Source organism: Pseudomonas sp. AMR01 (genome assembly GCF_041946035.1).
Classification (GTDB): domain Bacteria; phylum Pseudomonadota; class Gammaproteobacteria; order Pseudomonadales; family Pseudomonadaceae; genus Aquipseudomonas; species Aquipseudomonas antarctica_B.
In genome coordinates this window covers 1-12,781 of the sequence record NZ_JAUTYR010000042.1, presented here as the reverse complement: position 1 = coordinate 12,781, position 12,781 = coordinate 1, and the positions used below count along the sequence as shown (strand labels likewise).

At 61.1% G+C, this 12,781-nt stretch carries 13 protein-coding genes and 1 pseudogene; 8 read left to right on the top strand and 6 right to left on the bottom strand.

From position 1 onward, the window contains the following. The first annotated feature begins 173 nt into the window (after positions 1-173). A complete protein-coding gene (serA, locus tag Q7C20_RS23520) occupies positions 174-1,403 on the top strand; it encodes a phosphoglycerate dehydrogenase (RefSeq protein ID WP_375070633.1) in 1,230 nt (409 codons plus the stop codon). A 63-nt stretch (positions 1,404-1,466) separates the two neighbouring features. Here serA and Q7C20_RS23515 read toward each other — a convergent pair whose 3' ends face one another. Then, a complete protein-coding gene (locus Q7C20_RS23515) occupies positions 1,467-1,907 on the bottom strand; it encodes a DUF4399 domain-containing protein (protein WP_375070631.1) in 441 nt (146 codons plus the stop codon). A gap of 55 nt (positions 1,908-1,962) precedes the next feature. Between Q7C20_RS23515 and Q7C20_RS23510 the strand changes: the two are divergent. Beyond that, positions 1,963-2,223: pseudogene (locus Q7C20_RS23510) on the top strand (transporter substrate-binding domain-containing protein); the annotation flags it as partial. A 104-nt stretch (positions 2,224-2,327) separates the two neighbouring features. On the opposite strand, the gene Q7C20_RS23505 reads toward Q7C20_RS23510, so the two are convergent. Next, the gene (locus Q7C20_RS23505; RefSeq protein WP_375070629.1) at positions 2,328-2,813 is read right to left on the bottom strand and encodes a DUF523 domain-containing protein; all 486 of its coding nucleotides are present in this window, start codon (positions 2,811-2,813) and stop codon (positions 2,328-2,330) included. Positions 2,814-2,815: 2 nt separating this feature from the next. Then, positions 2,816-3,448 (bottom strand): 2OG-Fe(II) oxygenase, encoded by a 633-nt coding sequence (locus Q7C20_RS23500; protein ID WP_348056875.1) that lies wholly within the window; start codon positions 3,446-3,448, stop codon positions 2,816-2,818. 131 nt (positions 3,449-3,579) lie between these two features. Here Q7C20_RS23500 and Q7C20_RS23495 point away from each other — a divergent pair, with 131 nt between their 5' ends. Continuing rightward, positions 3,580-4,332, top strand: coding sequence for a DUF2059 domain-containing protein (locus Q7C20_RS23495; protein ID WP_375070627.1), 753 nt, complete (start codon positions 3,580-3,582; stop codon positions 4,330-4,332). Between the two features lie 105 nt (positions 4,333-4,437). Here the strand turns inward: Q7C20_RS23495 and Q7C20_RS23490 are convergent, their stop codons facing one another. Further along, positions 4,438-5,379: an alpha/beta hydrolase gene (locus tag Q7C20_RS23490; protein ID WP_375070674.1), complete on the bottom strand. Its 942-nt coding sequence runs from the start codon at positions 5,377-5,379 to the stop codon at positions 4,438-4,440. A gap of 99 nt (positions 5,380-5,478) precedes the next feature. Between Q7C20_RS23490 and Q7C20_RS23485 the strand changes: the two genes are divergently transcribed. The 4 genes from Q7C20_RS23485 to Q7C20_RS23470 all read left to right on the top strand — a co-directional run bounded on the left by Q7C20_RS23485 (position 5,479) and on the right by Q7C20_RS23470 (position 8,140). Next, on the top strand, positions 5,479-6,057 hold the full coding sequence (locus Q7C20_RS23485) for a DUF6436 domain-containing protein (RefSeq protein ID WP_375070625.1): 579 nt from the start codon (positions 5,479-5,481) through the stop codon (positions 6,055-6,057). Positions 6,058-6,153: 96 nt separating this feature from the next. Beyond that, positions 6,154-6,510 (top strand): EamA family transporter, encoded by a 357-nt coding sequence (locus tag Q7C20_RS23480; RefSeq protein WP_375070623.1) that lies wholly within the window; start codon positions 6,154-6,156, stop codon positions 6,508-6,510. Then, the gene (locus tag Q7C20_RS23475) at positions 6,510-6,920 is read left to right on the top strand and encodes an EamA family transporter (RefSeq protein ID WP_348056811.1); all 411 of its coding nucleotides are present in this window, start codon (positions 6,510-6,512) and stop codon (positions 6,918-6,920) included. The genes Q7C20_RS23480 and Q7C20_RS23475 overlap by 1 nt, the downstream gene beginning before the upstream one ends. Next, a complete protein-coding gene (locus Q7C20_RS23470) occupies positions 6,920-8,140 on the top strand; it encodes a DegT/DnrJ/EryC1/StrS family aminotransferase (RefSeq protein WP_375070621.1) in 1,221 nt (406 codons plus the stop codon). The genes Q7C20_RS23475 and Q7C20_RS23470 overlap by 1 nt, the downstream gene beginning before the upstream one ends. On the opposite strand, the gene Q7C20_RS23465 is transcribed toward Q7C20_RS23470, so the two are convergent. Then, positions 8,112-8,996: a hypothetical protein gene (locus Q7C20_RS23465; protein WP_348056807.1), complete on the bottom strand. Its 885-nt coding sequence runs from the start codon at positions 8,994-8,996 to the stop codon at positions 8,112-8,114. The genes Q7C20_RS23470 and Q7C20_RS23465 overlap by 29 nt on opposite strands. Further along, a complete protein-coding gene (locus tag Q7C20_RS23460; protein WP_375070619.1) occupies positions 8,993-10,099 on the bottom strand; it encodes a GNAT family N-acetyltransferase in 1,107 nt (368 codons plus the stop codon). The genes Q7C20_RS23465 and Q7C20_RS23460 overlap by 4 nt, the downstream gene beginning before the upstream one ends. Positions 10,100-10,249: 150 nt before the next feature. On the opposite strand from Q7C20_RS23460, the gene Q7C20_RS23455 reads away from it, so the two are divergent. Further along, positions 10,250-12,604 carry a penicillin acylase family protein gene (locus Q7C20_RS23455; RefSeq protein ID WP_375070617.1) on the top strand — a complete coding sequence of 785 codons (2,355 nt, stop codon included), beginning with the start codon at positions 10,250-10,252 and terminating at the stop codon, positions 12,602-12,604. Positions 12,605-12,781 lie beyond the last annotated feature (177 nt).

The window sequence follows — 12,781 nt, the reverse complement described above, 5'->3', positions numbered from 1 at the left end:
CTGAGAACGCTTCACGTCGCAGGAATGGGTGTTTAGCGGGGCACGTATGCTAGCATACCGCCCCCGCAGGACAGAGCCCAAGGGCGTTTTGCGGTGACGGCTTTCCTGCCGTCCGGGTCAGCTTACTCGATCCGATTCCCTGCCATTTTTCTCCGGGATACAGGTTTACGCAGATGAGCAAGACTTCTCTCGATAAGAGCAAGATCAAGTTCCTTCTTCTGGAAGGCGTCCACCCATCGGCCGTCGAAGTCCTGAAGGCCGCCGGGTACACCAGCATTGAGTACATCACCAGTTCTCTGCCGGAAGCCCAGTTAAAGGAAAAGATCGCCGACGCGCATTTTATCGGCATTCGCTCCCGCACTCAGTTGACCGAAGAAATCTTCGATCACGCCAAGAAACTCGTGGCGGTCGGCTGTTTCTGCATCGGCACCAACCAGGTCGACCTCAACGCTGCACGCGAGCGCGGCATCGCGGTGTTCAACGCACCGTACTCCAACACCCGTTCCGTTGCGGAGCTGGTGCTGGCCGAGGCCATCCTGCTGTTGCGCGGCATCCCTGAGAAAAACGCTTCCTGCCACCGTGGCGGCTGGATCAAAAGCGCAGCCAACTCCTTCGAAATCCGTGGCAAAAAGCTGGGTATCGTCGGTTACGGCTCGATCGGCACTCAGTTGTCGGTACTGGCTGAAGGCCTGGGCATGCAGGTGTTCTTCTACGACACCCTGACCAAGCTGCCATTGGGCAACGCCACTCAGGTGTCGAGCCTGAACGAGCTGCTGGGCATGTCCGACATCGTCACCCTGCACGTTCCGGAAACCGCTGAGACCCAGTGGATGATCGGCGAGAAGGAAATCCGCGCCATCAAAAAAGGCGGCATCCTGATCAACGCTGCACGTGGCACCGTGGTCGAGCTGGACGCACTGGCCGACGCGATCAAGGACAAGCACCTGATCGGCGCCGCGATCGACGTATTCCCGGTGGAGCCACGCTCCAACGACGACATCTTCGAAAGCCCGCTGCGCGGCCTGGACAACGTGATCCTGACCCCGCACATCGGCGGCTCTACCGCTGAAGCCCAAGCCAACATCGGCCTGGAAGTCTCGGAAAAGCTGGTCAAGTACAGCGACAACGGTACTTCTGTCTCGTCGGTCAACTTCCCGGAAGTGGCGCTGCCGGCTCACCCTGGCAAGCACCGTCTGCTGCACATCCACCAGAACATCCCTGGCGTGATGATGGAGATCAACAAGGTCTTCGCGGAAAACGGCATCAACATCTCCGGTCAGTTCCTGCAGACCAACGAGAAGGTCGGCTACGTGGTAATCGACGTAGACGCCGAGTACTCGGACCTGGCGCAAGAGAAGCTGCAGCACATCAACGGCACCATTCGCAGCCGCGTGTTGTTCTAAGGTTTCAACGCACCACGAAAAAGGGAGCCCCTCGGGGCTCCCTTTTTTTCATCTGAACAACGCTTACTTGACGTTAACCGTGATCACTTTCGAGGCCACAGTCGGGTTGAACTGCATGTGCAGTTTGTCGCCGGCGACCAGTTGCAGCGTGTGCTTGCCTGGGGTCAGGGTCAGCTCGGTTTCGGTTTGCGCCTTGCCGTAGTGGATCACGGTGTCGGTGGCCGGGATCGGCATGCTGGCGTCCGGCAGTTCTTTCTGGTCGATCAGCAGATGATGGTGGCCGGTGCCTGGATCCTGGCTGGTGGCCGGAGCCAGTTTCAGGCCTTCCATACCGAATTTGACGGTGAAGGTTTTATCCACGGTGGCGCCGTCTTTTGGCGACACGATAAACACTTTGGCACCTTCTGGTGGCGCGCTGCGCGGAATACCTTCAGCAGCGCTGGCCAACATGGAAGCACCCAGCAGCAGGCTGGCAATCGTGGCACGGGACAATAAAGAGTTCATTCGTTTCTCCAGTTTCTGCGGGAAATCTGTTGGGTTATGACAACTTCACGACACATTGCTGTCCGAGGACGCCGACTTGCTGCCAGGCGTTGAATTCGGCAAATACGATGTGGCTATCAACCATATTGCTCTGACTGTCGAGCTGCAGGATCGGTTCGATTTCAGTGACGCCTATAAGGAAACACCTGAGCTGGCGACTCCATTCCAAAGAGGCAATCCGGCGTTCAAAAGTAGTTTGGACGAGGCATTGCATCAGGTTAAGGCGTTGACGCAGAAGTGGTTTGCCGGGGATGCACCGGTAGGCAAAATGCAGTAGAACCAAATGTGGGAGCGGGCTTGCTCGCGAATGCGGTATGTCAGGAACAAATGTGCTGACTGATACACCGCATTCGCGAGCAAGCCCGCTCCCACACTTTTGATCTATGCAAGGCTTAAGAGATGCCGTGCTGCCTCGGGCAACTCCAGCTCACTGAACACCACCACCCCATGGCGCTTGAGCAGCGCCGCCGTGACGCCTTCGCCGCTGACCTTCACCCCACTGAACGTGCCGTCATAGGTCAGCAGGTTGCCGCAGGATGGGCTGTTGGCCTTGAGCACAGCGATGCGGATACCGTGGCGCTGCACCAGCGCCAATGCCTGGCGGGCGCCGTCGAGGAAGGCGGCGCTGAAGTCTTCGCCCTCGGCCGTCAGCACCTGGGCGCGCCCTTCCCACACATCGATGCCCTGCCCGCCGGGAATCTCGGCAGATGGCCTGGGCGTCGGCAAACCGCCCGACACTTCCGGGCAGATCGCAACGACGCGGCCCTCAGCCTGCCACGCCGCCAATTGATCGAACGGCCCGCTGGCCTCGCCGTCGTAGCGCACCTTGTGCCCGAGCAGGCAGCGGCTGACCAGAATCTTTTCCATGATTAAAACGGCTCGTTGCCGCGCCGGCGAAACCAGCCGGTGAGGGACAAGCGCTCGCGCGTGGCGGGCAGGACTTCGTGGGGTACCTCGCCGGACAGGAACACCACCAGGCAACCGCCGGTGGGCACCACGTCGTATTCGACGCCGCCCTTGAGGTACATGCGCAACTGGCCGCCATGCTCGGGCAGCCAGTCCTCGTTCAAGTAAACCACCGCCGAAACCATGCGCCGGTCATCGTCGCGAAAACGGTCCACGTGCTTGAGGTAGAACGCGCCCGGCGGGTACATCGCGAAATGGCTTTCGAAATCTTCCAGGCCCAGAAACAGCCCGCGATTCATCGCTTGTCGCACGCTGTCCATCACGCCCATGTAGGTCTCACAGACGGCCGCGTCGCCCTCTTCCAGCCACTGGATATGGTCACCGCGAATGCCCTCGCGGATCTCCTGCGCCGGCCCGCGACCGACTGCGGCGGGCGCCAATTCCCCTTCGGCCGCACGTTTATGGCACTCAGCCGCCAGTTCCAGGGTCAGAGCCTGGGGCAGGAAGCCGTTCTGCTGCGACCAGCCTTTTTCGGCCAGGTCGTCCACAATGCGTTGCAGCAGAGGATGATCGAGGGGGATTTGCATGGCGCGCATAGTATCCATACGCCTGTGAATCCGACAGAGCCGCCGAGCGTCTGAATACACTTTAGTCAGGTAGCCGATAGGATTTCTCGACAAATCCTACGCCCGACACGGACAATAGTGGCCGACTGACAGGAGTCCCTATGCGTCGTTTGTTTTTTTCCATGCTGATGTTATGCGTTTTGCCCGCTTGGGCAGACGGCCATGACCAGTTGTACAAGGTTGCCGGCTGGGCCGAACAACGTGCGCATTTCAATGACGCCCTCAGTGCGACCCAGCAGCGCTACCGCAATAGCCTGCCGCCAGCGGTGTACCAGGCGCTGGTCGACAACAGCAATAAACGCTTTGCCGCCCAGGCGGTGGACAAGCGCGCCGAAGCGCAATTGCGCCAAAACCTCGCGGACCCGAAACCTGCACTGGCGTTTTTCCAGTCGCCATTGGGCCGCAAGATCGTCGCCGCCGAGTTGCTCGCCACCCGCCGCGACCAGTTGGCCAAAAATGCTCAGGGCCTGCCGCACATCGAAGCCGACGCCACCCGCAGCCTGATCATCGGCCACCTCGCCCAAGCGTTACCGGCCCGTGAAGCCGGTGCGGAAGTCAGCCTGGCAATTGCCGGTGTAGCCGCCGACAGCTTGAGCCAGATGATCCCCGGTTTGTTGGGCGGTGGTCAGGCGCAGGGCATGTTGAATGGCCAACGTGAGCGGTTGATGCAGCAGATTGGCAATGACCTGAACAACACGTTGCTGTACGTCTATCGGGATTTGTCTGACCCGGAGCTGGAAGAGTTCGCCACGTTTGCGGAGTCGCCGGAGGGTAAGGCGTATTACAAGGCGGCACTGGCAGCGATTCGTGCGGGTCTTGCCGTCGGCCAAAGCACTTCCAGCCTGTCGCAATAACCAATGTGGGAGCGGGCTTGCTCGCGAAAGCGGAGTGTCAGTCAACTGATTTGTCAGCTGACACACCGTATTCGCGAGCAAGCCCGCTCCCACATTTGGATTGGGTTACTTCAGATGATTCGTGAGGTACCGGAAGTATTCCTCGCGAATCTCTGGAATCTCATTCGCCAAGTGATGCCTTCCACGCGGCACCATCAATACCTCGGGCTGATCAAACTTGCTTCGCAGCACCTGCAAGTTGTGTTGCCAGTCCACCGTCATGTCTTCCTCACCCTGCACAATCACCGGCCGCCGTGGGCTGCGCGGTGCGGCTTCGATGCGTTTGATCCAGCGCGACAATGCGCCCACCCAGGCAGTCGGCAATTGGCGCGGCTGTAACGGGTCGGCTTCAAGGAAGGGTTTGAATGCAGGGTCGTGGGTGTTCTCGCTGAACCGTCGCGCAATGCCTTTGACGAACGGGCGCAGCAGGTAATAGCTGACCTGCGACCAGCCCCAGGCACGCGGGCGCACCAAGGGCGACAGCAGGAAGGTTTCACCCTGAGCCGGGCTGTCGGCGCCATGGTTGAGCACGTGGTCCACCAACACCGCACCACCGGTGCTTTGCCCGAACAGGTGCCAGGGTTGCGGCAGTTGCAGCGTTTGCGCCTGGGCGAACAGCGCCTGCACCACGTCCTGGTACACCGCAAAATCATCGATGCTGGCGCGCGCGCCGCTGGACAGGCCATGGCCCGGCAAGTCGCAGGCAATCACCACGAAACCCTGATCCAGCGCCCAGTCCACCACGTTGCGGTACAGCCCCATGTGGTCATAGAAGCCGTGGAACATGAACATCGTCGCCACCGGCACCGGCGGCCACCACACTTGCGCCACTACTTGAAACCCATCCACCTCGAAGCGTCCCAGGCGACTCACCGCTGGCACTGCGCGCGCCGGCAAGTCCAGCCCGTAGAAACGCTGATAAACCCGCGCCTCGGCGCTGAGCGGTTGCGCATCCACTAAAGGCCGCAAGCTTTCGCGCAGATGATCGGGGTCAAAACTGACAGGCATAAAGGGTTCCAGACTCACGGTGAAGATGAATATCGAGCTGCGATATTCATCTGTCAGGGCAAGCATGGCAAGCTACGCGACCTTCGAGGATTGATCTGAATGCGACAACCCTACCGTTCCGCCTTGTTCGCCAGCCTGCTTCTGGTCATTTGCGCCGGCGTGCTGTGGACGGCGTATGACTGGTTTCAGAGCCGCTACCTGCGGGCGTTCAGCGAACACACGGCGGTGTTTTCCGGCGATGCCTTGCGCCTGCCCGCCGAACTGGCAGGCCCCGGCCCGATCCGCCTCGTGCACTTCTGGGACCCGGCGTGCCCGTGCAATGTCGGCAACCAGCAGCACCTGGGCGAGCTGATTGAGCACTACGCGCCCAAGGGCGTCGAGTTTTATGCCCTGCAAAAAGCCGGCAGCCACGGCAAGCTGCCCGACAACCTGCGCGACATGAAAACCCTCGCCGGCCTGTACGGTGCCGACCAGGTACCGGCCACACCGGCTGTGGGCATTTGGGATCGCAGCGGAAAACTGGCGTACTTCGGCCCCTACAGCGAAGGGCTGACGTGTAACACCGGCAACAGTTTTATCGAGCCGATTCTCAAGGCCCTGGACGCCGGGCGCGAGGTCGATGCCACCCACACCCTGGCGGTGGGCTGCTATTGCCAATGGGGCAATGCGTCAAACTGAACACAAGCTGTTCGACCGGCAAACTCCAGTCACCCGGCCAGCAGGCTCCTGTATCGTAGTTTTCCAGCGGGTTTGTAAAGCAGACGACAGGAACATATGAGCCAGTTAACCATCATCCTCTGGATGCTCAACGTGATCGTTGATACATCCGGCCAACTGGCATTCAAAGCCGCCGCCTCCGCCAGTGCCGAACATGACGGCCTGGCGCACTGGAAGCACATGCTCAAGCGCCCGTGGATCTGGCTCGGCGTCATCTGCTACGTCTTCGAATTCGTGTTGTGGCTGGCATTTCTGTCGCTGGTGCCGTTGTCGGTGGGCGTGATGCTCGGCTCGATCAACATTGTGGTGATCATGATTGCCGGGCGTTTCCTGTTCAAGGAAAGCCTGAGCAAGTGGCGGTTGATCGGCATCCTGCTGATCGCCTGTGGCGTGACCGTCGTAGGGTTCGAATGATGAAACGCTTTTATATCCTGGGTTTTCTCGCGCTGATCATTTTCGACACACTGGCGCAGGTCAGTTTCAAATTCGCCTCGGTGCATGCAGAACCCTTGGCGATGGATGTCGCCTGGCTGGTTCGCGTATTTGGTGCACCGTGGATCTACGGCGCTTTCGTGGGGTACATCGGCGCCTTCTTCACCTGGATGACGTTGCTCAAGTACGCGCCGGTAGGCCCTGCGTTTGCGGCGTCGCACCTGGAGCTGATCAGCGTCACGCTGATCTCCGTCTGGCTGTTCGATGACAGCCTGACCCTGCCAAAAATCATCGGCGGCGCGCTGATCATCGCGGGCATTCTGTGCCTGGCGCGCAGTGAAGACGAAGCCGAAAAAGTCGTCGAAGCCGACCCTGCGGAAACGCTCGCGTAATGCTCCACCGAGAAATCCCGCCCACCGCAGGGCTGCCTCTGCGCTGGCAGGATTTACTCGGCCTTTCGGGCGAACTGGCCCCCGCGCTGGCGCGCCAACTCTCGATCCCACTCCCCGCGTTGCCCTGCTCTGGCACTGCCGCACTGATCATCGCCCTGCGCGTGTTGCAGCAACGCATGCCCGGCCGCACCCGGCTGATCGTGCCGGCTTACACCTGCCCGCTGGTGGCATTGGCGGCCCATTACTGCCCGCCGCTGCGGGTGGTGCCGTGTGATTTGCAGCAGGGCGGCATCGATCTGGATGAAAGCCAGCTGACGCAGTTGTGCGACGACAGCACCCTCGCGGTGGTGGTCACTCACTTGGCGGGGCGCGTGGCCGATGTGGATACGGCCAAGCGCATTGCCAGTCGCGTCGGCGCCGCAGTGATCGAAGACGCCGCCCAAGCCATGGGCGCGCTGGACGACGGCCACTCTGTGGGGCTTAAAGGCGACGTGGGGTTTTTCAGCATGGCCCTCGGCAAAGGCCTGACAACGGCGGAAGGCGGCGTGCTGTTCAGCCGCGACCCGGTGCTGCATCAGGCACTGCATCGCCAGTGCCGCAACGACCTGCCCTTCAGCCTGCGCTGGGAGCTGCAACGTAGCGCCGAACTATGGGGTTACGCGCTGGTTTATCAGCCGCGCGGTTTGTATTACGCGTATGGCAAAGGCCTGCGCGCAGCGCTCGCACACGGCGATGAAGTGGCCGCCGTGGGTGATGATTTTTCGGTCGACGACATCCCGCTGCACCGTCTCGGCGGCTATCGGCGCAAAGTCGGCGCCGCCGCACTGGCTCGCTTGCCTGACTACTTGCAGCAAGGCCGCCAGCGCGCATTCCACCGCGCAGCACGCTTGAATGCCCTGCCCGGCGTCTCAGTGGTGATGGACCGGCCAGGGCAGCAAGGCACCTGGCCTTTTCTGATGGTGGTGATGCCGTCTGCACAGGCCCGTGATGCAGCGATGGCCCAGCTGTGGACCTCCGGGCTCGGCGTAACGCGCCTGTTTATCCACACCCTGCCCGGCTACCCCGCCGTCGCCCCGCTGTTGCAGCCGGCAGGCCCGATCACCGTGGCCGAGGACTTCGCCCGCCGCAGCCTGTCGATCAGCAACAGCCATTGGCTGAGCGACGAACACTTCGAACGGATACTCGCTCAGCTCAAGGCGATTGTTGCCAGCCCTGATTGATGCGCGCCACCAGCCGGCTATTCAGCTCGTTCTGCTGTTGCTGCCAGATATGTATTTGCGCCGCAGGCAATTGCTCCTGGCCGTCGGACGCACTCAGCCAGCGCTTGAACGTGCTTTGATAGCTGTAGGCCGACACGTCCCCGGTGATGTCCGCGCCGATGATCCGGCCCTCGCAGGCGCTGATCAGGTCGTTCAAATGCCGCTCAAGGAACTCGCCCTGGTCCCAGTTGGTGTTCACCACGTCCGGGCTGAGCACATCTTTGTCGATGGACAGGTACACCGGCAACGAGGGATCAAACTGCGCCAGAAACGCGTGCATCAATGCATCGGGATTGCTGAACGCCCGATTGCCGCGACCGGCGCCCACCCAGTTCATCCAGCGCGTGTCGACGTTGACGTTCCAGTAGGTCAGCTTGCGCTTGAGCAGCGGCGACCAGTGATTTTCCCAGGCGTGGCCCAGGGAAATGTCCTGCGAACCAATGCCCAGCACATGCACATGCTCGACCTGCGGCAAGCGGCTGGCCCAGTAGACCCACGAGCCGCAGTGGATGCCAAACGGGTAGCGCATGTTGTCGGGGTGGTTGTCGCAAATAATCAGCTGGAATTTTTGCTGCGTGGGCAGGCGGTTCAGCAGCAGTTGGCTGAGGTGGTGATAGTCGCCGCTGCCCGTGAACACGCAGCCATAATCGCCGGGCATTTGTGCATCAAGGGCCGTTTCCAACGCTTTGAATTGCGCCCAACTGCAGCCGAAACGGATTTTTTCCTGCCAGGTTTGCAGCGGCACGGTGACTGCGCCGGGGATGTCACTGACCGCGCCGTCGAAATCCAGGATCAGCGGCGCTCGGGCCACACTCATGAGGTTTGCTCCTGATGCCATTGGTTGTCGCTTTCAAAATGATGGCGAAAACGATTGCCCAACTTGCGCAGCAGCGGGTTGCGTACCCACACCAAGTGACGCGTAAAGGTGAAGTCGGCGCCGAGGTTGGCCTTGACCTGCGGGTCGGTCCAGCCCGCCACATAGAATTTCAGGCCGTTGGCCACGGCGTATTCCAGGTTCACAAACCAGCTGACGAAGTAGAGGTTGAACTCCAGCGCCAGCGGGTAATTCAGGCCGATGTACTTGTCGAGCAGCTTGCCGCCCTGCACGTAGCACAGGTTGAAGCCGATCAGCTCGTCGCAGTGCCAGTAGCAGAACACGCGGCCGTTGCTGTCGGGATCCCTGAGCAAGCCGCTGAAAAACGCAGGGGTCAGCAGGTCAAAGTGGATCTCGCTCTGGTCGTACACCGCCTTGTACAGATCAAACAATTGCGTCAGCCAGGCGTCGTCGTTAAAACGCGCATCGCCGGTGTCGAGAATGTCCACGCGCATGGCCTCACGGCTGCGCAACTTGCGTCGGATATTGCGCCGACGGCTGTGGGACAAGCGCGCCAGGTATTCATCAATCGTCGTAAAGTTGATCGGCACATACGCCAGCGCCTGGCCCTCCAGGCTGATAAAGCCGCGCCGTGTGCAGTCCTCGATCAAGGCCTGGGCGTAGCGGTTGTCCGCGTCACTGAGCAGTGGAGAGTCGCACGGCACATCCTTGATAACAGTGAGCTTGCGTTGCGTAACGCATTCGTCCTGCAGCCATTGCGCGAGGTCCTGAGGCGCCACGCGTTGTGGCAACGGCGCGTATTCGCTGACCGTGGTGCCGACGAAACAGCTGTCGACACGCATCCACGAATGCCAGAAGCGATACCCCGGCCAGCCGCGCACACGCGCCACGAATGCGTCGTCGGCGGTGGTCAGCAGGTCGAATGGCGTGAAGAAATACGGCAGGCCCTGAGCGGACAGCCGAGCGTCAAAGCCCGTTGGCGGGTGCTGCAAAAACTGCCCGATCAGCGAGGGCGCTTCCAGGCAGCACGCGTAGGTGGCCTCGGGGCGGCTGGAGTCTGACAGGGGTTGCAGGGCGCAGGTCATGGCGAAAAGCTCAAAGATGACAGGTGGAATAATAGCCGCTTCGAGGTGTTCTCCACTTGAACCTCGGCTGTCGCAGCAGCAATTCCCCAAGCCTTCGCCAAACCCATTAGACTCCGTTGACCTTCAAGGTGAATGACTCAAGGACCGTCCATGAAACGCAGCCTGACCGTGCTCGCTCTGCTGATCGCCGCCCTCCTGGCGGGCGCCGGCTGGTATGTCTACAGCAAGCAACCGACCCGCCAGGGCACCGAAACCCTGGCCAACCTGCAGGGCTCGGTCACCGTGCGTTATGACGACCGGGGCGTGCCGCACATCCGCGCCGAGAACGAGACCGACCTGTACCGCGCCCTCGGCTACGTACACGCCCAGGACCGGCTGTTCCAGATGGAGATCATGCGGCGCCTGGCCCGTGGCGAACTCGCCGAGGTGTTGGGGCCCAAAGTGCTGGAGACCGACAAACTGTTCCGCAGCCTGCGCATTCGCGAGCGCGCCTTGAGCTACGTGGAACACATGGACCACGAATCGCCGGCGTGGAAAGCGCTGCAAGCCTATCTGGACGGCATCAACCAGTATCAGGACAGCCACGCCAGCCCGATGGAATTCGACGTGCTGGGCATTCCCAAGCGCCGCTTTACCGCCGAAGACACCATCAGCGTTGCCGGTTACCTGGCCTACAGCTTTGCCTCCGCGTTTCGTACAGAGCCCTTGCTGACGTATATCCGTGACCAGTTGGGCGGCGACTACCTGAAAGTCTTCGACCTCGACTGGCAACCCAAGGGCGCGCTGAACCTCGCCGCCAGCGACTGGAACCGCCTCGGCGCCCTCGCCTCGCTGAGCGATAAAGCCCTGGCCGACAACGGCCTGCCGCAGTTCGAAGGCAGCAACGCCTGGGCCATCAGCGGCAGCCGCACCAAGAGTGGCAAGCCGTTGCTGGCGGGTGACCCGCATATCCGCTTCTCGGTGCCGTCGGTGTGGTACGAGGCGCAACTGTCGGCGCCGGGCTTTGAGCTGTATGGCTATCACAACGCCCTGGTGCCGGTGGCGTTTCTGGGGCACAACCTGGATTTCGGCTGGAGCCTGACCATGTTCCAGAACGATGACCTCGACCTGATCGCCGAAAAGGTCAACCCGGCCAATCCCAATCAGGTCTGGTACCACGACCAGTGGGTCAACATGACCAGCAGCGAGCAGCAGATTGCGGTCAAGGGCCAGGCGCCGGTGACCATTACCCTGCGCCAGTCGCCCCACGGCCCGATCATCAACGACGTGCTTGGCGAAAGCGCCGGCAGCACGCCGATAGCCATGTGGTGGGCGTTTCTTGAGACGCAGAACCCGATTCTTGAAGGGTTCTACCAGCTCAACCGCGCCGACACGCTGGCCAAGGCGCGTGCGGCAGCGGCCAAGGTCTCGGCACCGGGGCTGAACATTGTGTGGGCGAATGCCAAGGGCGATATCGGCTGGTGGGCGGCGGCGCAGTTGCCGATCCGCCCGGCCGGGGTCAACCCGGGGTTTATCCTGGATGGCAGCAGCGCTCAGGCCGACAAGTTGGGTTTTTATCCTTTCAGCGCCAACCCCCAGGAAGAAAACCCGGCGCGCGGGTATGTGGTGTCCGCCAATGCGCAGCCGGTGTCGCCTACTGGCATGGAGATTCCCGGTTATTACAACCTGGCTGACCGTGGCCAGCAGTTGAATGCGCAGTTGAGCGACAACAGCGTGAAGTGGGATGTGAATAACAGCCAGGCCTTGCAGCTGGGTACAACCACCGCGTATGGCCCACGGTTGCTGGCGCCGTTGTTGCCGGTGCTGCGTGAGGTGGTCAAGGATCCGGCGCAGTTGAAGCTGGTGGAACAGCTCGCCAGCTGGAAGGGTGATTACCCGCTGGAGTCCACGAGTGCCACGTTGTTCAACCAGTTTTTGTTCAACCTGACGGATGCGGCTTTTCATCCAAAGCTTGGCGACAACATGTTCAAGTCGCTGCTGAGCACGCGTGTGATTGATGCTGCGTTGCCGCGCCTGGCTGATTCGCCGGATTCGCCGTGGTGGGGTGGCAAGCGTGCCGAGACCGTGAAGCTTGCCTGGGATAACAGCCTGGCGCATCTCAAGGCGACGTTTGGTGATGACCCGAGTCAGTGGCAGTGGGGCAAGGCGCACACCTTGACGCACGGGCATCCGTTGGGGATGCAGAAGCCGTTGGATGTGGTGTTTAACGTTGGGCCGTTTCCGGCTCCCGGCAGTCACGAAGTGCCGAATAACCAATCGGCTGCGATTGGGCCGGCGCCTTGGCCGGTGACGTATGGGCCTTCGACGCGGCGGCTGATTGACTTCGCTGACCCGGCTCATGCGTTGACGATCAACCCGGTGGGGCAAAGCGGCGTGCCGTTTGATTCGCACTATGGTGATCAGGCGCAAACCTATATTGAGGGTGGGTATGAGCAGGCGCACTTTACTGATGAGGAAGTGACGGCGAATACGCGTGGGACGTTGAAGTTACTGCCTGCCAGATAGTGGCGTGTGTGAACCTGGTTGGTGTGGGAGCTGGCTTGCCTGCGATGGCGGCTTGTTGGGGTACATATCCGTTGCTGCGGTAACGGCTTAAATTGGTTCCGCTCTTACAGCGGGTCACTTTTGGCAAACGCCCCAAAAGTAACCAAAAGGTCTTCGCCCCACCACTCGGTGCCTCGC